Genomic DNA, 20,296 nt, shown 5'->3' on the forward strand with positions numbered 1-20,296 from the left:
TTCGTAATAATTCAACTAAATGAATTACTGCTTGGTCACTCTAAGACTTGATATTTTTTGCCACCGAGGTGGCTGATATCGTCTTGTGAGTGCCCACACAGATTGTCTGATAAATTGTTAAAGAGCAGTGAGTTACGCGCTTTCGCTTGCTAACTCGAGGTGGCGTATATTACGCCTTCCTCATTCAGTGTCAACCGTTTATTTCATCCGGTTGCCGCTGTTTTTAATCTTTCCGACCCGGTTACTTCGTGATGTTGTTCACGTTGTTCCCTGTCGATGGAGCGGCATTATAGGGAGTTCTCAGCAGGCCGCAAGGGCTAATTTCACTTTTTTTATCAAATGTTCATAAATCCATCAAACGAATTAATAACGAACAAGAAATGTATAAAAAAGGGGCCCCGGATTGCTCCGGAGCCCGTTTAAGACCGCGACTTATCTATTTACTGTCTTGCGATGATGTGATCATTTTCCACATCGACAGTAATTGGCTTACCTGGGATCAGCTTGCCGGACAAGATTTGCTGAGCCAGCGGGTTCTCAATCTCTTGCTGGATAGCACGCTTCAATGGACGCGCACCATAAACCGGGTCAAATCCGGTATTACCCAGCAATTCAAGCGCCGCATCGGTCAGCGTTGCCGAGTAGCCATGTTCTTCCAGACGTTTATACAAACGCTCCAACTGAATCTTCGCGATATTTTTAATATGCGCATGGCCCAGCGGATGGAACACAACGACTTCATCTATACGGTTGATGAATTCCGGACGGAAGCTGTGTGTAACCACTTCCATGACCGATTCTTTCATCTGCGCATAGCTCGCCTCGCCAAAGTGCTGCTGAATAATGTCAGAGCCCAGGTTAGAGGTCATAATGACTACCGTATTACGGAAATCGACCGTTCTGCCCTGCCCGTCCGTTAAGCGACCGTCATCTAACACCTGTAATAAGATGTTGAACACATCCGGGTGCGCCTTCTCTACTTCATCTAATAAAATGACAGAGTAAGGACGGCGACGAACCGCTTCTGTCAGGTAGCCGCCTTCCTCATAACCGACATAACCCGGAGGCGCACCGACCAGACGTGAAACTGAGTGTTTCTCCATAAACTCCGACATATCGATGCGAACCATCGCGTCATCACTGTTAAACAGGAATGTTGCCAGCGCCTTACACAGCTCGGTTTTACCTACACCCGTCGGCCCCAGGAACAAGAATGACCCGATCGGGCGGTTTGGATCTGACAGCCCTGCGCGACTACGACGAATCGCATTTGATACCGCTTCCACCGCTTCATTCTGGCCGATCACACGGTTATGCAGCTCTTCTTCCATACGCAACAGTTTTTCACGTTCACTTTCAAGCATCCGCGCCACCGGAATGCCGGTCCAGCGCGCCAGCACATCGGCAATTTCCACATCTGTCACGCGGTTGCGCAGCAGTTTCATGGTCTTACCTTCCGCCTGGGTCGCTGCAGCCAGTTGTTTTTCAAGCTCAGGAATTTTCCCGTACTGCAATTCTGACATACGTCCCAGGTCGCCAACACGCCGGGCCTGCTCAAGCGTAATCTTCGCCTGCTCCAGCTCGGCTTTAATATTCTGGGTGCCGGTCAGTGACGCTTTCTCAGCTTTCCACTCTTCTTCCAGCTCAGAATATTCACGCTCTTTCTGGCTCAGTTCGGCTTCCAGCATTTCCAGACGTTTCACACTGGCATCATCAGACTCTTTTTTCAGCGCCTGCTGTTCCAGTTTGAGCTGGATAATACGGCGATCCAGACGGTCCAGAGATTCAGGTTTGGAATCCATTTGCATACGAATGCTGGATGCCGCTTCATCTATAAGGTCAATCGCTTTATCCGGTAACTGACGGTCGGAAATGTAACGGTGCGACAATGTCGCCGCCGCAACGATGGCCGGGTCAGTAATCTGCACATGGTGGTGCAGCTCATAGCGTTCTTTCAGACCACGCAAAATAGCAATGGTATCTTCGACAGAAGGCTCAGCAACAAACACTTTCTGGAACCGACGCTCTAACGCCGCATCTTTTTCGATAAACTGACGATACTCATTTAATGTCGTCGCGCCCACACAGTGAAGTTCACCCCGCGCCAACGCCGGTTTAAGCATATTCCCGGCATCCATTGCGCCATCGGCTTTACCGGCACCAACCATGGTGTGCAACTCATCGATAAACAGAATGACATTACCTTCCTGTTTAGCGAGATCGCTCAGAACACCTTTCAGTCGTTCTTCAAATTCCCCGCGATATTTAGCACCGGCCACCAGCGCGCCCATATCTAATGAAAGCACACGTTTATTTTTCAGACCTTCCGGCACTTCACCATTAATGATGCGTTGTGCCAGCCCTTCTGCAATCGCGGTTTTACCGACACCAGGCTCACCAATCAGTACCGGGTTATTTTTAGTACGACGTTGCAGAACCTGAATGGTCCGGCGAATTTCTTCATCACGACCAATGACCGGATCCAGTTTGCCCTGCTCGGCACGTTCGGTCAGATCGATAGTGAATTTTTTCAATGCCTGACGTTGATCTTCGGCATTCTGATCATCCACTTTCTCACCCCCACGCATTTGATCGATGGCAGCTGTCATTTTATCGGCCGTGGCACCGCAGGCTTTTAACATATCCGTTAAAGAGCCACGGTCTTTCATCACGGCCAGAACAAACAGTTCTGAAGAGATAAAGGTATCGGCACGTTGTTGTGCCAATTTGTCACAAAGATTTAAAACACGTACCAGCTCATGGGATGGTTGAACATCGCCGCCGGTACCTTCAACTTGCGGCAAACGCCCCAAAGCCTGATCAACGTCCGTGCGCAGTTTCTGGGTATCTACCCCGGCCGCCGTTAATAAAGGACGCACGGTTCCGCCCTCCTGAGTGAGTAATGCGCTCATCAGGTGAACAGGTTCGATAAATTGATTGTCGCGCCCGAGCGCGAGTGACTGGGCATCCGCGAGGGCAAGCTGGAATTTGCTGGTAAGACGATCCAGACGCATAACACCTCCAATACTGAACAAAATTGCTACTGGAGATTAAATGAGGTCAACCCTCACGTTTTCAAGGTTATCTTGGCAGTATATTCAGAGGACTGCTGTTATGCGCGATGGATCGTCTTGATTCGATAGGTTATATCAGCCAAATTAAACTTGCCAGCCGTCCGGTTACGCCGTCGCGCCGGTAAGAGTAAAATTTACGGCTGTCAGTGACTGTGCAATGTTCGCCGCCGTAGATAGCTGTGATGCCAGCCGACTGTAAGCGCAGCCGTGCGAGCAGGTAAATGTCAGCCATAAATTTCGCGCCAACGGGTCTAAAAGCCGCAGATGTCGCACCGTTCACAGCCATAAAGGCTTCGCGTACTTCTCCACCGACCTCAAAATGCGAAGGGCCGATTGCCGGTCCCATCCATGCCATGATGTCTTTGGAAGCGGCGTCAAAACAGGCTACCGTATTTTCTAATATCCCCGCACACAAACCACGCCAACCGGCATGGGCTGCTGCCACTTCATCACCGTTCATGCTGCAGAACAGCACCGGCAAGCAGTCAGCTGTCATTGCTGCGCAAACAACACCTGGTTCGCGGGTATAAGCCGCATCAGCAATTAAAGAAGGACTGCGGGGAATATGCGCCGTTAAACGAACAACGTCGGTACCATGAACCTGCTCCAGCCAATGTGGTGAAGCTGGCAGCCCGCCGAGTTCGACTATACGCTGACGGTTCAAAGCGACATGTTCAGGGGAGTCTCCGACATGATCGCCAAGATTAAGCGCCCCGTAAGGAGGCAAACTGACACCGCCCTCCCGGGTCGTCGCACATGACCGCACCGTTGCCGGTTGCGGCCACTGAGGCTTGATAAGTGCGCACATTACCAGTTCATCTGATCCTTGAACTCTTCGGTATCTGCTTTAAGCGCACTGATCAGGTCAACCATATCCTGGGGAAGTGGCGCATGCCATTCCATCTGAATACCGGTGACCGGATGATAAAGGCGCAGCATGGTAGCGTGAAGAGCCTGACGATCGAATCCGCGCAACATATTAATAAACGATTCCGAGGCACCTTTAGGCAGTCTCGGGCGGCCGCCATAAAGCTGATCGCCTAACAGAGGATGGTTAATGTGCGCCATATGCACACGGATCTGGTGGGTACGTCCGGACTCCAGACGCAAGCGCAGACGCGTATGAGCACGGAAATGCTCCATAATGCGATAGTGTGTCGTCGCCGGTTTACCTGTCGGATGGACCGCCATATGTGTACGTTTGGTGGAATGGCGCGCAATCGGCTCATTCACTGTGCCGCCTGCCGTCATTGTACCAATCGCCACGGCTTCATATTCGCGGGTAATTTCGCGAGCCTGAAGTGCAGTCACCAGATGCGTTTGTGCGGGCACAGACTTCGCGACCACCATCAGGCCGGTAGTATCTTTATCCAGGCGGTGCACAATGCCGCAGCGCGGCACATCAATAATTGCCGGGTAATAATGCAGCAACGCATTCAGTACTGTGCCATCAGGATTTCCTGCGCCCGGATGAACAACCAGATCGCGAGGTTTATTGATGACTAAAATATCAGTATCTTCATACACGATATCTAAAGCGATATCTTGTGGCAGCCAACGCGCTTCTTCTTCAATTTGCGCATCGATTGCGATAGCCTCGCCACCCAACACTTTTTCTTTTGGTTTGGTCACTTTTTTGCCATTGACCGTGACCCTGTCTTCAAGGATCCAATCTTTTATACGAGATCTTGAATAATCAGGGAACAATTCGGCCAAAGCCTGATCTAACCGTTGACCGAGTTGAGATTCGGCCACCGTTGCGGTGAGTTGTACTTGTTGTGCCATATGCAGCTTCTTGGTTAACGTTGGGTTTTCACGGCGATGCCGTTTAAAATAATGTGCTATTGTAGCTGGTCTTTGTCGGGAGCTTAACGGACAGTCTCCCAGAATAACACCTGAGGATAATCAAAACGTCATGACGCGTGTGAAATATCTGGTGGCAGCAGCCACGTTGAGCCTGGCGCTGGTCGGTTGCTCCAGTTCCAAAGAAACGGTTCCCGATAACCCGCCTAACGTCCTTTATGCTACTGCCCAGCAAAAGCTGCAGGACGGTAACTTTAAAGGCGCTATTGCGCAATTAGAAGCGCTCGATAACCGCTATCCGTTTGGGCCTTACTCGCAGCAAGTTCAGTTAGATCTGATTTATGCCTATTACAAGTCTGCTGACTTGCCTATGGCTCAGGCTTCTATTGATCGCTTTATGCGTCTGAACCCAACACATCCGAATATTGACTACGTCATGTATATGCGTGGTTTAACGGATATGGCGTTGGATGACAGTGCACTGCAAGGATTTTTCGGTGTTGATCGTTCAGACCGTGATCCACAGCATGCACGTGCAGCATTCCGTGATTTCAGCCAGCTGATCCACACGTATCCAAACAGCCAGTACGCCACTGACGCGACTAAACGTTTGGTATTCCTGAAAGATCGTTTGGCGAAGTACGAGCTGTCAGTGGTGCAATACTACACTAAACGCGGTGCTTACGTCGCTGTCGTTAACCGTGTAGAGCAAATGCTGAAAGATTATCCGGATACTAAAGCAACGCATGATGCGCTGCCGTTGATGGAAAACGCCTACCGCGAACTGCAGCTGAACACTCAGGCTGATAAAGTCGCGAAAATTATTGCGGCTAACAGTGCAGCGTAATTTTACATGTCCGTAGACAAACGGTAGCTGAGGCTGCCGTTTTTTTTTGGCTTTTTTCTAGGGGGAAACGCAGAAAAACAGGAAAGAATAACGCACTGATCCTATCAATCATGCCTGCTCCTGAATGAAGTCTCAAGGTCTTTCCGGCCATTAATTACCCTGTATCACATAAACGCCAAAGTTGACAAAAAGTGACAAAAAACCGTGAGTTTGGGGACGCATTTCGTAAAAAAGGCTGGTATGTTGGATTCATCGGAGACGGAAAGAAGAGAGGTAAGTTATATGACAGTCAACATTACCAGTAAACAAATGGACATCACCACCGCGATTCGTGAACACATCGAAGGCCGTCTGAAAAAACTGGATAAATGGCAAACTCAGCTCATTAACCCGCACATAATCCTGTCTAAAGAACCTCAGGGATTTGTCGCCGATGCGACCATCAGTACCCCAAACGGGAAACTGGTTGCCAGCGCCACGCACGATGATATGTACGCTGCGATTAACGAAATGACGACCAAACTTGAGCGACAACTCAACAAAGCGCAGCATAAGGGTGAGGCTCGCCGTGCAGAATCCGGCGTCAAAGAACTCAATCTGGAACCGGTGCAGGAAGAAGAGGAATAACCGGGTTATCCGACATGTCAGTAACAACGCGCTCCGAGGAGCGCGTTTTTTGTGCCTGAAGGAAATGTTATTGACACAAGGAAAAGCCTGCGGTTACTTTAAGACTCTGCTCAAACTCATGGAAACAAGGCATACATGTATACCCGTCTGTTTTTCTTCGCATTCTTTTTTACCTTCCCCTGATTGGGAGGCGTTTCGTCGCGAAAGAATGAATGCGAAGACGAACAATAAAGCCTCCTGAAAAGGGGGCTTTTTTTATGCCTGCGTTTTACACATTTTGCTGAAAGAAAGAACATTTAAAAGGGTAACAACATGACCGAGAACTCATTACTGGCACTGCGTGAACGTATCAGCGCATTAGACCTGAAACTGCTGGCTCTGCTGGCGGAACGACGTACGATGGCAATTGAAGTCGCGCAATCCAAAATGCACTCTCACCGCCCTATCCGCGATAAAGAACGTGAAGCAGACCTGATTAACACACTGATTCAGGAAGGAAAAAAGCAGGGACTTGACGGGCATTACATCACCCGTGTTTATCAGCTGATCATTGAAGATTCCGTTCTCACGCAGCAGGCGCTCCTGCAGCAACATTTGAACAAAACCCCTTCTGACTCAGCACGCATCGCTTTCCTCGGTCCGAAAGGTTCATATTCTCATCTCGCCGCGCGTCAGTTTGCCGCCCGTCATTTCGACCAGTTCATCGAATGTGGTTGCCAGAAATTTCAGGACATCTTCTCTCAGGTAGAAACCGGTCAGGCCGATTACGCAGTATTACCGATTGAAAATACCAGTTCAGGCTCAATCAATGACGTTTACGATCTGCTGCAACACACCAGCTTGTCAATTGTAGGTGAACTGACTAATCCTATTAACCATTGTGTACTGGTCGCGACTGACACTGATTTGTCGCAGATTCAGACGGTCTATAGCCATCCGCAACCCTTCCAGCAATGCAGCCAGTTCATTAACCGCTTCCCTCACTGGAAAATTGAATATTGTGAAAGTACTGCAGCAGCGATGGAAAAAGTGGCGGCAGCCAGTTCTCCCCACGTGGCCGCACTGGGCAGCGAAGCCGGTGGTGCGTTGTATAAGTTGCAGGTACTGGAACATAATCTGGCGAATCAGCAGGAAAATATCACCCGCTTCATTATCCTGGCGCGCAAAGCCATTGAAGTGACGGATCAGGTTCCGGCTAAAACCACACTGATTATGGCAACCGGCCAGCAAGCGGGGGCGCTGGTGAACGCACTTCTGGTGTTGCGCGACCAGGGCATTATCATGACCAAACTGGAATCACGCCCGATTAACGGCAATCCGTGGGAAGAGATGTTTTATATCGATGTGCAGGCGAACCTGCGTTCAGAAGAGATGAAAAAGGCGCTGAAAGATCTGGCACCTATCACCCGCTCGCTGAAAGTTCTCGGCTGTTATCCAAGCGAAAACGTCGTCTCCGTCGATCTGTAATGGCGCAAACAAAAAGGGCGCTGCACCAAGCAACGCCCTTTTGTTCACCTGCTTATGAAATTACTTGCGATTGTCGTTTGCCTGGCGCAGTAACGCACCACTTTCTTTCAGGAAACGCGGCGCATAATCGCCAAACCAGTGCTCAACCTGTCTGAATTTATCGATAAATGCTTGTTTATCGCCGCTTTCCAGCAGAGCAAGGGCATCACCAAAACGCTGATAGTAACGTTTGATCAGCGCCAGATTGCTTTCTGACGACATAATGATGTCAGCGTAAAGCTGAGGATCCTGCGCAAATAGCCGTCCGACCATCGCCAGTTCGAGACGATAAATCGGTGAAGACAATGCCAGTAACTGTTCGATTTGCACATTCTCTTCTGATAAATGCATGCCGTACGCAAAGGTCGCGAAATGGCGCAGCGCCTGAATAAAAGCCATGTTCTGGTCATGTTCGACGGCGCTGATTTTATGCAACCGCGCGCCCCAGACCTGCAACTGCTCCAGCAACCACTGATAGGCCTGAGGTTCGCGGCCGTCACAGTACACCACCACCTGTTTTGCCAGGCTGCTGACGTCCGGACCAAACATCGGATGCAAACCAAGAACCGGCCCTTCATGCACCGCCAGCATCGCCTGCAACGGACGGTTTTTCACCGACGCCAGATCCACCAAAATGCAATCTTCAGGTAGTTTAGGCAGTCGGGCAATGACCTCTTCGGTCAGGTGGATGGGTACACTGACAATCACCATACCGGCATCAGCCAGCAGCGTCTCTGCCTGCGGCCAGTCTTCCTGTTCCAGCACCTTTACCTGATAGCCGGAAAGCTCCAGAAGACGGGTGAATAAACGCCCCATCTGCCCGTTTCCGCCGATAATCACCACCGGGCGCAGTGCCGGATGCAGCGTTTTGAAGCCTTTGTCGTTTTCGCTTGAGTAGGACTCACGCATCACGCGGCGCAATACATCTTCAATCAGATCGGGCGGAACACCGAGGTTCTGCGCTTCCTGACGGCGTGAAGCCAGCATTGCCGCTTCCCGTTCAGGCACATAAATCGGCAAACCATAACGGCTTTTGACTTCCCCGACTTCTGCCACCAGCGCCAGACGCCGTGATAAGAGATCTAACAACGCTTTATCTACGTCATCGATCTGATCGCGCAACGCGTTAAGTTCTGCCACCATAAAAACTTACTCTCCTGCGATTCGTGTCGCCAGCGCGTCGCCCAGTTCCTGATGCATCCTGCGCAGCAGGCTTTCCGTCGTTTCCCAGTTAATGCAGGCATCCGTGACAGACACACCGTATTTCATTTCTGAACGCGGTTGTTCAGAAGACTGGCTGCCTTCATTCAGATGACTTTCCAGCATCAGCCCCGTGATAGAACGGTTGCCGGCTTTAATCTGGTCGATGACGGACTGAGCCACAACAGGCTGGCGACGATAGTCTTTGTTTGAGTTACCGTGACTGCAATCTATCATCAAGGAAGGACGGAGTCCCGCATCGGCCATCTGTTTTTCACAAGCCTGCACATCAAGTTCGCTGTAGTTTGGCGTTTTGCCGCCGCGTAAAATAACATGTCCGTCCGGGTTGCCCTGAGTCTGCAGCAAACAAACCTGACCAGCCTGATTGATCCCCACAAAGCGGTGCGCCATTTCTGCCGCACGCATCGCATTGATCGCTGTGCCCAGGCTGCCGTCAGTCCCATTCTTGAAGCCCACCGGCATTGACAAACCAGACGCCATTTCCCGGTGTGTTTGCGATTCTGTGGTACGCGCACCGATCGCTGACCAGCTGAACAGATCGCCTAAGTATTGCGGGCTGTTGGGATCCAGCGCTTCTGTCGCCAGCGGCAACCCCATGCCGACCAGTTGCAGCAGTAAATCACGGGCAATGTGCAGACCCGCTTCCACATCAAACGTCCCATCCATGTGCGGATCGTTAATCAACCCTTTCCAGCCAACAGTCGTGCGCGGTTTTTCAAAGTACACGCGCATGACGATGTACAAACGATCACTCAGTTCCGCCGCCAGGGTTTTCAGGTGACGTGCGTAATCCAGCGCTGCATCAACATCATGAATCGAACACGGGCCACATACCACCAGAAGACGAGGATCACGACCATGGACGATATCCGCGATGGTTTTACGAGCTTCGGAAATACTGTTTTCATCACTGACACTCAAAGGAAAACGGTTTTTCAGCTCTTCAGGAGTGATAAGGATTTGTTCAGCAGTGATGTGAACATTATTCAGGGCATCTTTTTGCATGATCGTGTTCCGTTATAAGGAAAAGGGGTTGCCACGGCGGCATCTGCGGACAACATTAACACAGCGCGTAAACTTAGCAAGCCTTACTTGTAAACATAAAATTACCAATTGACGGCAATAAGACATTTTATGGAAAGTTTTATTTACATAAAGGGCGTCAGGATCGAAATGACTGTACCGTAATTATTACATACGATTTATCCGCAGAGGCCGTAATCATTAAGAGAGGAGGAGTGAGGACGAGATTGGGAATAGCCTCAGCAACGCAGATGTTGCTGAGGAAGAGAAATCTACAGGTTACGATCCAGAGTAATAAACACCTGCCCTAAAGCAGTCACTTCATCAACACCGCATTCGAAATGACTTTCCTGACGGCTCACCTTCAGGCGGTTACCTGGAATGCGGGCCACATCGTAAACATCCAGGTCACCATCGATATCCAGCAGCCAGCGGCCATTGCCGGGATGCGTACTGCCCAGATCGATAATCCACGAATGGTTGCCCTTCACTATATACGCAGGCTGTGCCAGCGAATCGTCCAGCAGTGACGGGTCAACAGCCCAGAGGCCTTCTTCCTCAAGCGTGCCGCCACGCAATCTTAATTTTTTAAGCTGGTGGATTTCACCTGATACCCCGGCAGCTGAAGCATTGGCATCTTGCATCGTACCTTTGCCCGTTGCCAGCCAGCGCAACGAGACACCGGTATCCAGCGCACAGGCGACGACAACATCACCGGGGAAATAATCCCTTCTTACCCAAGTACTTATCGTGCCAGATGACAATCCATACAGATCCCCCAGTTCCTTCTGCATGCTAAAGCCGTAAGCCTGAAGCATACGCGTCAGAACAGCTTTTCCACCTTCAAGTTCATCTAATTGCATCTGGCGAAAACTCCTGAATCTGTAAATATCATCTTGACAACTCGCAAATGCAAGCTTAGATTGATTATGTAATGTACCGACAGACGACCATGATACCAAATTTACGGCGTCGTGGAGAAATAAGGAGATGCGATGTTTTTAGGAACGGAGCAGCAGCGCCAGGCTGGCCTGCGCCATATCGCTCATCTGAAAGAAACCTATTTCCCCCGGAATAAAAGTCGGGTTGAGGTTATTTTTGATCAGGCCCCTGAAAAATGGAAAACCACATTATGTTTTCATGCTGGCTTTAAACAACATCATACTTTTCTGACCTATTCACAATTAAGTGACGAAGAGCAATTGAAAATTACTCAGGCTTTATTATCCCTTCACCATTTCATGACGATATTTACAGGAGAACTTTATTCATGACCGACTGGATAGATGAATCACAGGAATACCAACTGAGAGTACTTGAAGCGCAAATATCAAAGGCAACCCGCACACAGCCTGAACCGTCGGCCTTGTTCTGTGTGGATTGCGAAGCTTCCATCCCGGAACAACGCAGGAACATCATCTCAGGTGTACAGCGATGTATTGAATGTCAGGAAATTGAAGAACTCAAAAGAAAGAATTACCGGCCAGTATAAACAGCTGAATTAACACCATTCAAATTAATCAACTCACTGGGAATAATATTATTTCCGGAAGGCTTCCCATATTTCATTTTTGGAAAAGCCAGTATGACAGATAATATCACAGACAGAACACTTGCTTTACCGCCGCCCGCGCTTAACCGGAGAGCCGGGCAAGGTTTCCCGGGCGGCTGGTGGTGGAATGCCCCCCCGCGCGGCGCTCAGCAGTCCGCTGGAAAAGCCCCTGACTCGTGATTTTTGTCAGCGCCAGCAAACAGCGCTTTCTCAGCTGGCAACGCTGCCCCGTTGCCTGCGAACACTTTTATATCAGCGATATACCTTTTTGCTGGAAACAAAAGGGGTCGCGCTGCGTTTCATTTCCTGATGACAGTTTTCACACAACGCTTGTGGCCGCGTATTAAACAGGTCAACGCGAGAAACAATCTGAATCGTCAAATCTCGCAAAAGCTACTCATGGAAGAAGAAACGTTTAACCGCCTCCCGACCTAATGATGACGGTCTGAATTGATACAAAAACCACGCCAATAAAAATTCATGCATAAATTCAATGAATTATAAATTTTGAAATACCCTGACTGTTGACGTATTACATCAATTAAAGAATACTGTATATAAACACAGTATCTGGCGAGGGGAGAAAATGGAAAACCTGACTAAACAACAGCTAACGTTGTCCAGGATACAATTGATCGCAGACATTTCGCAGACGGCGCAATGCAATCCAAAAGAATTTCTGGTCGTGATGTCACTGATCTCAGAGCTGGCCAGCCAGGCGCTGACTGACGAAAATCAGGACGCTGTGTATTGCAACGGGAGCGCTGACGACACCCACTGATTGCCAGACTCCGCAGCGGTAGTCATCAACATTGCTGGCGCTTGCCCGACCGGTTTCCCTCCGGAGTAAGCGCCCCGCCCTCTCCCTGTCTTCACTGCCTGCTTATCTGTTGTGCCAGCCGTTTCACACCCCTCTCAGATTGTCTCCCGGCGTGCTATTACGCAGACTGAACTCACCCCCTGACGATTTCATTCACTTGCGGAGAAAAACCCATGAAAATTTATGCACAACAGGGCGATACCCTCGATTCCCTATGCTGGCGCTATTACAACCGCACGGCGTCCGTCGTCGAAAAAGTGTATGCCGCCAATACTGGCATCGCGGATTTAGGCCCGTTATTACCCCATGGCACAGCCGTCGATATGCCAGACATAGCAGAACAACCCGTACAGGAGGTTCTCAAATTATGGGACTGAATACAGAACGCATCAGTTCAGGCTGTGCCTATTTTATAGCCACCTCGCTGACCTGGCTTGCCAGTCTGACCTCGCAAGATGTTGCCTTTCTGATCGGCTCAGCAGTGGGTGTCGGCACGTTTTTGATCAACTGGTACTACCGGCGCAAAAGCTACCAGTTGCTGGCACGTAAAAGCCTGAGCAAAGACGACTATGAAAACCTCAACTCTTAAACGCTGCAGCGTTGCCGTCGTGTTAGGGCTGATGGCGGCATTGCCGGGCTACCTGTCATTGCAGGTGTCGGAAGAAGGATTGCGGCTGATCACCGACTTTGAAGGCTGTCAGCTGCAACCCTATCAGTGCAGCGCCGGGGCATGGACCAGCGGTATTGGCCATACGGCAGGCGTTAAACCGGCACGGGAAATAACTGAACATCAGGCCGCTGAAAACCTGCTGGCCGATATTCAGCAAACCGAGCGTGCCATCAAAAAATGCATGCCGGTCACGATGCCTCAACCGGTTTTTGATGCTGTGGTGTCCTTCAGTTTTAACGTCGGTACCGGTGCCGCGTGTAGATCAACACTGGCGTTTTTCATCAACAAATGGCAATGGCGACAAGCCTGTGATCAGCTGCCACGGTGGGTTTTCGTCAATGGCGAACGCAACCGGGGTCTGGAACGCAGGCGAAACGCCGAACGTGCCCTCTGCCTGAAAGGGATATGAATGCGCATATTTCTGGCCGTTCTGGCCGCAATGACTTTGCTGGTTGCCATGTTGATACTTTCCAACCGCTCATTACAGCACGACCTCGATAAGAGCCGTCAGCAACGTGACGCCCTGAGCACACAGTTACATCAACGGGAGCAGTTGATCATCCTGTTAAACCAACAAATGCGTCAGCGTGAACAGGCGGAACTGTCATTACGCAAAAACCTGAGCGCCGCTCAACAGGTGATGCAAGCCCGTGAACAACAAAGGCTGAGGAGCCTCTATGAAAATTCGCAAACCCGTCAGTGGGCTGACAACGGGTTGCCTGCTGATATTAGCCGGCTGCACCAGCGCCCCGCCTTCAGCTCCGCCAGCGATTATTTACGTTGGCTGTCCGGCAGTGAGTTCCTGCCCGATACCGGCCAGTCATCCCGCCACTAACCAGGACCTGAGTGCCGACATTCTTCAGCTGGAGTCCGCGCTGATGGATTGCGGCTTACAAATTGAAGCCATCAAACAGTGTCAGGAGGCACAACATGCAAAAACCGATTCAGTTGCAACAACGGCTCATTGAACGAATTCCCCTGCTTGCGGCCGCACCTGAAAAACTGGTGATCGCCACCGGGCCGGGCAACGTGGTGGCCACATCCGCACCGTCGCTTTCTTTTGAGTACCGCTATCCGCTGACGATGACGATCACTGACGATACGCTGAGCGAAACGCTGGTTGATCTGGCCGTCGTTACCGTTCTCGACTGGCTACAGGTCAGTCAGCCTGAAGTTTTGGGCAACGCCCTGCACCGGCTGAATGATTTTACCTTCACTCATCAGGAACGAAGCCTCGTTCTGACGCTGCAACTGACGGAACGCGTCCAGGTAAGTGACAAGGATGAGGTGCGCACGATCACTCATCTGCCGGAGCCCCCGCTGCCGGAAAACGTGGCGCTGCCGCGTCAGGTTTATCTCAACGGCGAACTGATCAGCAGCTGGACCGTGTAACTCAACGCCTCGTTGTGCCATCCACTGTCGGACGGCCACAGGTTGTCGCCCAACCCTCTGAAACGGCATCCTTTATCTCATGAACACAACTCTTCAACTCAACGACATGATGCGGCTGATTGGCAATATGGTGCGCATCGGCAAGGTCTCAGAACTGGATCTTGCCAACGCCCGCTGCCGCGTTGCCACAGGCAGCAATGTGACGGCCTGGTTGCCGTGGATGACGCACCGTGCCGGACGCACGTGTAGCTGGTGGGCACCCTCCGTCGGTGAACAGGTCTTACTGCTCTCGATGGGTGGCGAACTCAATACGGCATTCGTTTTGCCGGCGGTTTTCTCCGATGCCTCGCCCGCACCTTCATCCTCGGCGGACGCCCTTCATCTGGCCTTTCCGGACGGTGCCATTTTTGAGTACGAACCGGAAACCAGTGCACTGAAGGTCACCGGCATCAAAACCGCCGTGATCAATGCGACGCAGAAAGTGGACGTTACCGCACCCGAAATCCGCTGTACCGCCAGCACCCGCATCACGCTGGATACGCCGGAAGTGGTGTGCACCCGCAAACTGACGACAGGTTCACTCGAAGTGAAACAAGGCGGCACGCTGACCGGCAACTTAACCCACAGCGGCGGCAACCTGACATCCAACGGCATTGTTGTGCATACCCACCGGCACAGCGGTGTACAGACAGGCAGCGGTCAGACAGGAGGCCCGCAATGAGCAATCCAAAATATCTGGGAATGAACAGAAACAGCGGTATCGCCATTGAGGATCTCGACCATATCCGCCAGTCCGTCAGCGACATATTGAATACGCCGGTGGGCTCGAGAGTGATGCGCCGCACTTACGGTTCGCTGCTTTCAGAGTTGATCGACCAGCCGCAAAACGGCGCCCTGCGACTGCAGATGATGGCAATTTGCTACACCGCATTGTTGCAGTGGGAACCCCGCATTTCACTCAATGCCATCACTTTCGACACCGGTTACGACGGCAAGATGGTGGTGGAACTGACCGGAAGCCGTACCGACACGGCAACGGATTTTTCCCTGAATATTCCTGTGAGCTGATACTTATGGCAACGATCGATTTGAGCCAGTTACCGCCCCCTGATGTGGTCGAAGAACTGGATTATGAAAGCCTGCTTAAAGCACGTAAAACAACGCTGATTTCGCTCTATCCCGCCGATCAGCAGGAGGCCATCAGCCGCACGCTGACGCTGGAATCCGAGCCACTGGTCAAACTGTTGCAGGAAAACGCGTACCGAGAACTGATCCTGCGCCAGCGTGTTAACGAAGCCGCCCGCGCGGTGATGGTTGCCTATGCGACGGGCAGTGATTTGGATCAGCTGGCGGCGAATTTCAACGTTCAGCGCCTGGTTCTACAGCCTGCGGATATCAATACAATCCCACCAACAGCCGCCGTTTTAGAAGCCGATAGCGATTTACGTATGCGTATTCCTCAGGCATTCGAAGGGCTGAGCGTGGCAGGGCCGACAGGCGCTTACGAATATCATGCGCGCTCGGCAGACGGACGCATCGCGGATGCATCGGCCATCAGCCTGTCTCCCGCAGAAGTGACAGTCACCATTTTGTCACGTGACAACGATGGCGTTGCCTCCGCTGATTTGCTCGTTGCCGTGGAGAAGGCACTGAACGATGAAGATGTCCGGCCTGTCGCCGACCGCGTCACTGTGCAGGCGGCAGATATTGTGCCTTATCAGATTGATGCCGTGCTGTATGTCTTACCCACACCTGAAATTGAGCCTGTCCGGGCGGCATCAGAAGCGCAGTTAAAAACGTATATCAATACGCAAAGTCGGCTAGGCCGCGATATCCGGCTTTCTGCCATCTATGCCGCTTTGCATGTTGAAGGCATTCAGCGGGTCGAGTTGTCATCGCCGCTGGCGGATATCGTGCTTGATAAAACTCAGGCGTCACTCTGTACCGGTTACTCACTGACAGTGGGAGGCTCGGATGAGTGACCGTCTTTTACCTTCCGGTTCCACACAACTTGAAGTCGCGGCCGCACAGGCGTTATCGCAAATCGGTAATCTCAGCGTTCCTCTTCGTGAACTCTGGGATCCTGATTTCTGTCCGCTGGAATTACTACCCTATCTTGCCTGGGCATTTTCGGTAGACCGCTGGGATGAAAACTGGACGGAACCAGCGAAACGCTCCGCAGTTCGCGCGGCCTGGTTCGTTCATAAACATAAGGGCACTATCGGGGCTTTGCGGCGGGTCGTTGAACCGCTCGGATATTTAATCCGCGTCACCGAATGGTGGCAGACCCACGATGCGCCCGGCACATTCCGGCTTGATGTGGGTGTTCTTGAAACAGGCATTACGGAAGAAATGTATCAGGAACTCGAACGACTGATCACCGATGCCAAACCCTGTAGCCGCCATCTGATTGGCCTCTCCATCAATCTGGACGTGACAGGAGATTTTTATATTGCGGCAGCCACTTACGACGGCGAAGAACTCACAGTTTATCCCTATTTCCCCGAAACCATTACCGCATCCGGATCCGCGTTTACCGGTTCAGCCATTCATTTAATCGACAACCTGAGAGTGAACTATGACAGCTAAATATTATGCGTTGCTGACCAATCTGGGGGCAGCAAAACTGGCCAATGCTACGGCGCTGGGTACCCAACTGAGCCTGACCCAAATGGCGGTCGGTGATGGCGGCGGTATTTTGCCAACGCCCGATCCGGCGCAAACAAAATTGATTGGCGAAAAGCGTCGTGCCTCACTCAACGCACTTAGCGTTGATCCGGCGAATACTAATCAGATTATCGCCGAACAGATCATTCCTGAAGATCAGGGCGGATTCTGGATCCGAGAAATTGGCTTATTTGATCAGGACAATACGCTGATTGCTATCGCCAACTGCCCTGAAACCTATAAACCCCAATTACAGGAAGGCAGCGGCCGGACGCAGACGGTTCGTATGATTTTAGTGGTAAACAGCACGGACGCGGTAACGCTGAAAATTGACCCGTCAGTGGTACTGGCAACACGCAAATATGTCGATGATAAAGTCATTGAGGTTAAGGCGTATGCGGATGATCTGATGGCGAAGCATGTGGCGGCTGTGAATCCACATCCACAATACGATCTGCCTGTTGGCATTCCCCTTCCCTGGCCGACAGCAACGCCACCAGCAGGATGGTTGAAATGTAATGGCGCGGCATTTGATAAGGCAAAATATCCTAAACTGGCATTAGCCTATCCATCTGGCTTATTACCTGACTTACGCGGGGAGTTTATTCGTGGCTGGGATGATGGAAGGGGAGTTGATACAGGGCGATTGATCTGTAGCTCCCAAGATCATTCTATTATTGCTCATACACATAACGCGCCGACATCAGATAGTTCCGAATTGAATTCAGGGACATATGAGGTCCCTGGGCACTTATCAAATAACAGTTATAAGGGTTATGATTATGCCCCACCAGTCCCAACATCATCTACTGGTGGCAATGAAACCCGTCCTCGCAATATCGCTTTTAATTATATTGTCCGGGCCGTCTGACCCTTAGCAATACGCCTAAAATTCCTAATTTCTCAAAGGGATAATTATCATTATCTCTTTTTTGTTCCTCCCTCTGTTGTGCCATTCCCCTCACGCCCCTAATGAAATGCGCTTTCTGTTGAGAACCGGCATCCTTGCTTCACCCCCACAACAGAGAGAGTCACCCTGATGGCTGATTATCATCACGGCGTACGTGTCGTCGAAATCAACGACGGCACCCGCATTATTTCCACCGTTTCCACAGCAATTATCGGCATGGTTTGTACCGCAGAAGATGCGGATGCGACCATTTTCCCTTTGAATACTCCGGTTCTGATCACTGATGTTCTGGCAGCCAGCGGTAAAGCAGGCACCAGCGGGACGTTGCGCGCAGCGCTTCTGGCGATTGCTGACCAGTGTAAACCGGTCACCGTCGTGGTGCGTGTTGCCACGGGCGAAGATGAGGCTGAGACTACCAGCAATATTATCGGCGGTTCTGATGCCAATGGCCGTTACACCGGCATGAAAGCACTGCTTTCTGCTCAGGCTGAGCTTGGCGTTAAACCACGCATTCTCGGTGTTCCAGGTCTCGATAATCAGGCCGTGGCAACCGCACTGGCGGGTGTTTGCCAGCAGCTGCGTGCCTTTGGTTATGTCGGCGTATATGGCGCAAAAACGATTTCAGATGCGATTAAATACCGTGAAAACTTCAGTCAGCGCGAACTGATGCTGATCTGGCCGGACTTTATTAACTGGAATACCGCCACCAGCCAGTCCGATATCGCTTATGCCACCGCTCGTGCTCTGGGCTTACGCGCCAAAATCGACCAGGAAACAGGCTGGCATAAAACCCTGTCAAACGTCGGCGTCAATGGTGTTACCGGTCTGTCCGCCAGTGTCTTCTGGGATTTGCAGGCCACCGGCACCGATGCCGATTTACTGAACGAAGCCTGTGTGACGACGCTGGTGCGCAAAGACGGTTTCCGCTTCTGGGGCAACCGTACCTGTAGCGATGACACGATGTTCCTGTTTGAAAACTACACCCGCACCGCGCAAATTCTGGCTGATACCATGGCGGAAGCACACATGTGGGCGGTCGATAAGCCGATGACCCCGACGCTGGTTCGCGACATGATCGACGGCATCAAAGCCAAAATGCGTGAAATGAAATCAGCGGGTTACATCATTGACGGTGACTGCTGGTACGACGAAACCGCGAATACAGCGGAAACGCTGAAAGCTGGCAAACTCTACATCGATTACGACTACACCCCGGTTCCTCCACTGGAAGATCTGACCCTGCGCCAGCGAATCACCGACTCTTATCTGGTGAACTTTGCCGCGTCCATTAACAGCTAAGGAGACAAAGACTCATGGCACTTCCAAAGAAATTGAAATACCTGAACCTGTTTAATGACGGGAACAGCTACCTCGGTCTGGTCTCTTCGCTGACACTGCCGAAACTCACCCGCAAACTGCAAAACTATCGCGGCGGCGGCATGAGCGGTTCGGTTGCGGTGGACTTCGGGCTGGATGACGACGCGCTGACACTGGAATGGTCCATCGGCGGTCTGGATGAGCTGGTTCTGCAGCAATGGGGCAGCACATCAGACATTCCGCTGCGTTTTGCCGGTTCATTGCAACGTGACGACACCGGCGATGTGTCGGCAGTTGAAGTGATGATGCGCGGCCGCCACAAAGAGTTTGATTTCGGCGAGTACAAACAAGGTGAAGACACTGAGACCAAAGTCACCACCCAGTGTACGTACTTCAAACTCACTATCGACGGTAAAGAACTGATCGAGATCGACACCGTCAATATGGTGGAAATCGTCAACGGCGTTGACCGTCTGGCGGAACATCGCACCGCACTCGGCTTGTAATCTCTTCCCCAAGCTGGCAGCTATTGCCAGCTTCATCTCCGATTAAGCAGGAAACGTATGAATCTTACTGACATCAACGACAACACCGTGATTTTAGATGTTCCGCTAAAACGCGGTGAAATGGAAATCACTGAAATTCAGGTGACTAAACCGACAGCGGGCAGCCTGCGGGGCATCGGCCTCGCGGCGCTGGCAAACGCCGATGTGGATGCTCTGATCACTATTTTGCCGCGCATCACTTATCCGAACCTGACCAAAGAAGAGTGCTCACGCCTGGAGCTTCCCGATCTGATCGCGCTGGCAGGCAAGGTGATTGGTTTTTTATCGCCGAAACCGGTGGTGTAAGCATTGCGCCCCGTCT

At 51.3% G+C, this 20,296-nt stretch carries 28 protein-coding genes and 1 other annotated feature; of the genes, 22 read left to right on the forward strand and 6 right to left on the reverse strand.

Going from position 1 to position 20,296, the window contains the following annotated elements:
- Positions 1 to 440 precede the first annotated feature (440 nt).
- The 3 genes from clpB to rluD all read right to left on the reverse strand — a co-directional run bounded on the left by clpB (position 441) and on the right by rluD (position 4,859).
- Positions 441 to 3,014 carry an ATP-dependent chaperone ClpB gene (gene clpB / locus EVX52_RS14610; protein ID WP_129954622.1) on the reverse strand — a complete coding sequence of 858 codons (2,574 nt, stop codon included), beginning with the start codon at positions 3,012 to 3,014 and terminating at the stop codon, positions 441 to 443.
- Positions 3,015 to 3,144: 130 nt separating this feature from the next.
- Complete coding sequence (yfiH, locus tag EVX52_RS14615; RefSeq protein WP_129991572.1) at positions 3,145 to 3,882, reverse strand: purine nucleoside phosphorylase YfiH; 738 nt, start codon at positions 3,880 to 3,882, stop codon at positions 3,145 to 3,147.
- Entirely contained in the window at positions 3,882 to 4,859 is a 978-nt protein-coding gene (gene rluD / locus EVX52_RS14620) for a 23S rRNA pseudouridine(1911/1915/1917) synthase RluD (RefSeq protein WP_129954620.1), read from the reverse strand. Before rluD ends, yfiH begins: the two co-directional genes overlap by 1 nt.
- Positions 4,860 to 4,989: 130 nt before the next feature.
- Between rluD and bamD the strand changes: the two genes are divergently transcribed.
- The 4 genes from bamD to pheA all read left to right on the forward strand — a co-directional run bounded on the left by bamD (position 4,990) and on the right by pheA (position 7,818).
- The gene (gene bamD, locus EVX52_RS14630) at positions 4,990 to 5,724 is read left to right on the forward strand and encodes an outer membrane protein assembly factor BamD (RefSeq protein WP_013574066.1); all 735 of its coding nucleotides are present in this window, start codon (positions 4,990 to 4,992) and stop codon (positions 5,722 to 5,724) included.
- 282 nt (positions 5,725 to 6,006) lie between these two features.
- Complete coding sequence (raiA, locus tag EVX52_RS14635; protein WP_129954619.1) at positions 6,007 to 6,351, forward strand: ribosome-associated translation inhibitor RaiA; 345 nt, start codon at positions 6,007 to 6,009, stop codon at positions 6,349 to 6,351.
- 134 nt (positions 6,352 to 6,485) lie between these two features.
- Positions 6,486 to 6,610 (forward strand) — a sequence feature (Phe leader region).
- A complete protein-coding gene (locus EVX52_RS25765; protein WP_370278350.1) occupies positions 6,487 to 6,534 on the forward strand; it encodes a hypothetical protein in 48 nt (15 codons plus the stop codon). (Overlaps the previous feature by 48 nt.)
- A gap of 53 nt (positions 6,611 to 6,663) precedes the next feature.
- Positions 6,664 to 7,818, forward strand: coding sequence for a bifunctional chorismate mutase/prephenate dehydratase (gene pheA, locus EVX52_RS14640; protein WP_129954618.1), 1,155 nt, complete (start codon positions 6,664 to 6,666; stop codon positions 7,816 to 7,818).
- Positions 7,819 to 7,878: 60 nt separating this feature from the next.
- Here the strand turns inward: pheA and tyrA are convergent, their stop codons facing one another.
- The 3 genes from tyrA to EVX52_RS14655 all read right to left on the reverse strand — a co-directional run bounded on the left by tyrA (position 7,879) and on the right by EVX52_RS14655 (position 10,964).
- A complete protein-coding gene (gene tyrA, locus EVX52_RS14645) occupies positions 7,879 to 9,000 on the reverse strand; it encodes a bifunctional chorismate mutase/prephenate dehydrogenase (protein ID WP_129954617.1) in 1,122 nt (373 codons plus the stop codon).
- A 6-nt stretch (positions 9,001 to 9,006) separates the two neighbouring features.
- Positions 9,007 to 10,083 carry a 3-deoxy-7-phosphoheptulonate synthase gene (locus tag EVX52_RS14650; RefSeq protein WP_129954616.1) on the reverse strand — a complete coding sequence of 359 codons (1,077 nt, stop codon included), beginning with the start codon at positions 10,081 to 10,083 and terminating at the stop codon, positions 9,007 to 9,009.
- A gap of 290 nt (positions 10,084 to 10,373) precedes the next feature.
- Complete coding sequence (locus tag EVX52_RS14655) at positions 10,374 to 10,964, reverse strand: helix-turn-helix domain-containing protein (RefSeq protein ID WP_129954615.1); 591 nt, start codon at positions 10,962 to 10,964, stop codon at positions 10,374 to 10,376.
- 132 nt (positions 10,965 to 11,096) lie between these two features.
- On the opposite strand from EVX52_RS14655, the gene EVX52_RS14660 reads away from it, so the two are divergent.
- The 18 genes from EVX52_RS14660 to EVX52_RS14740 all read left to right on the forward strand — a co-directional run bounded on the left by EVX52_RS14660 (position 11,097) and on the right by EVX52_RS14740 (position 20,280).
- Complete coding sequence (locus EVX52_RS14660) at positions 11,097 to 11,375, forward strand: hypothetical protein (RefSeq protein WP_129991573.1); 279 nt, start codon at positions 11,097 to 11,099, stop codon at positions 11,373 to 11,375.
- Positions 11,372 to 11,593: a TraR/DksA C4-type zinc finger protein gene (locus tag EVX52_RS14665; protein ID WP_129954613.1), complete on the forward strand. Its 222-nt coding sequence runs from the start codon at positions 11,372 to 11,374 to the stop codon at positions 11,591 to 11,593. The genes EVX52_RS14660 and EVX52_RS14665 overlap by 4 nt, the downstream gene beginning before the upstream one ends.
- Positions 11,594 to 11,780: 187 nt before the next feature.
- Positions 11,781 to 11,963: a hypothetical protein gene (locus tag EVX52_RS25580; protein ID WP_238483569.1), complete on the forward strand. Its 183-nt coding sequence runs from the start codon at positions 11,781 to 11,783 to the stop codon at positions 11,961 to 11,963.
- A 276-nt stretch (positions 11,964 to 12,239) separates the two neighbouring features.
- Positions 12,240 to 12,434, forward strand: coding sequence for a hypothetical protein (locus EVX52_RS14675; RefSeq protein WP_129991574.1), 195 nt, complete (start codon positions 12,240 to 12,242; stop codon positions 12,432 to 12,434).
- 212 nt (positions 12,435 to 12,646) lie between these two features.
- Positions 12,647 to 12,850: a tail protein X gene (locus tag EVX52_RS14680; protein ID WP_129991575.1), complete on the forward strand. Its 204-nt coding sequence runs from the start codon at positions 12,647 to 12,649 to the stop codon at positions 12,848 to 12,850.
- Positions 12,841 to 13,062 (forward strand): HP1 family phage holin, encoded by a 222-nt coding sequence (locus tag EVX52_RS14685; RefSeq protein ID WP_015695945.1) that lies wholly within the window; start codon positions 12,841 to 12,843, stop codon positions 13,060 to 13,062. The genes EVX52_RS14680 and EVX52_RS14685 overlap by 10 nt, the downstream gene beginning before the upstream one ends.
- Positions 13,043 to 13,552 carry a lysozyme gene (locus tag EVX52_RS14690; protein ID WP_129991576.1) on the forward strand — a complete coding sequence of 170 codons (510 nt, stop codon included), beginning with the start codon at positions 13,043 to 13,045 and terminating at the stop codon, positions 13,550 to 13,552. The genes EVX52_RS14685 and EVX52_RS14690 overlap by 20 nt, the downstream gene beginning before the upstream one ends.
- Positions 13,553 to 13,978, forward strand: a complete 426-nt coding sequence (lysB, locus tag EVX52_RS14695; protein WP_129991577.1) for an Rz-like lysis system protein LysB — start codon at positions 13,553 to 13,555, stop codon at positions 13,976 to 13,978. It begins immediately after the preceding gene.
- Complete coding sequence (gene lysC, locus EVX52_RS25585; RefSeq protein WP_240783477.1) at positions 13,869 to 14,111, forward strand: Rz1-like lysis system protein LysC; 243 nt, start codon at positions 13,869 to 13,871, stop codon at positions 14,109 to 14,111. The genes lysB and lysC overlap by 110 nt, the downstream gene beginning before the upstream one ends.
- Complete coding sequence (locus EVX52_RS14700; protein WP_129991578.1) at positions 14,074 to 14,535, forward strand: phage tail protein; 462 nt, start codon at positions 14,074 to 14,076, stop codon at positions 14,533 to 14,535. The genes lysC and EVX52_RS14700 overlap by 38 nt, the downstream gene beginning before the upstream one ends.
- A 79-nt stretch (positions 14,536 to 14,614) precedes the next feature.
- On the forward strand, positions 14,615 to 15,256 hold the full coding sequence (locus EVX52_RS14705) for a phage baseplate assembly protein V (protein ID WP_129991579.1): 642 nt from the start codon (positions 14,615 to 14,617) through the stop codon (positions 15,254 to 15,256).
- Positions 15,253 to 15,603: a GPW/gp25 family protein gene (locus tag EVX52_RS14710; protein WP_015695940.1), complete on the forward strand. Its 351-nt coding sequence runs from the start codon at positions 15,253 to 15,255 to the stop codon at positions 15,601 to 15,603. Before EVX52_RS14705 ends, EVX52_RS14710 begins: the two co-directional genes overlap by 4 nt.
- A 5-nt stretch (positions 15,604 to 15,608) precedes the next feature.
- Positions 15,609 to 16,517 carry a baseplate assembly protein gene (locus EVX52_RS14715; RefSeq protein ID WP_129991580.1) on the forward strand — a complete coding sequence of 303 codons (909 nt, stop codon included), beginning with the start codon at positions 15,609 to 15,611 and terminating at the stop codon, positions 16,515 to 16,517.
- Complete coding sequence (locus EVX52_RS14720) at positions 16,510 to 17,124, forward strand: phage tail protein I (protein ID WP_129991581.1); 615 nt, start codon at positions 16,510 to 16,512, stop codon at positions 17,122 to 17,124. Before EVX52_RS14715 ends, EVX52_RS14720 begins: the two co-directional genes overlap by 8 nt.
- A complete protein-coding gene (locus EVX52_RS14725) occupies positions 17,114 to 18,073 on the forward strand; it encodes a phage tail protein (protein ID WP_129991582.1) in 960 nt (319 codons plus the stop codon). The genes EVX52_RS14720 and EVX52_RS14725 overlap by 11 nt, the downstream gene beginning before the upstream one ends.
- Before the next feature lie 168 nt (positions 18,074 to 18,241).
- Positions 18,242 to 19,411: a phage tail sheath protein gene (locus EVX52_RS14730; protein WP_129991583.1), complete on the forward strand. Its 1,170-nt coding sequence runs from the start codon at positions 18,242 to 18,244 to the stop codon at positions 19,409 to 19,411.
- A gap of 14 nt (positions 19,412 to 19,425) precedes the next feature.
- Positions 19,426 to 19,935: a phage major tail tube protein gene (locus EVX52_RS14735; RefSeq protein ID WP_015695935.1), complete on the forward strand. Its 510-nt coding sequence runs from the start codon at positions 19,426 to 19,428 to the stop codon at positions 19,933 to 19,935.
- A 57-nt stretch (positions 19,936 to 19,992) separates the two neighbouring features.
- Positions 19,993 to 20,280, forward strand: coding sequence for a phage tail assembly protein (locus EVX52_RS14740; protein WP_015695934.1), 288 nt, complete (start codon positions 19,993 to 19,995; stop codon positions 20,278 to 20,280).
- The last annotated feature ends 16 nt before the right edge of the window (positions 20,281 to 20,296 follow it).

Origin of the sequence: Rahnella sp. CFA14(1/10) (assembly GCF_004195095.1) — a bacterium.
GTDB classification, from domain to species: Bacteria; Pseudomonadota; Gammaproteobacteria; order Enterobacterales; family Enterobacteriaceae; genus Rahnella; species Rahnella perminowiae.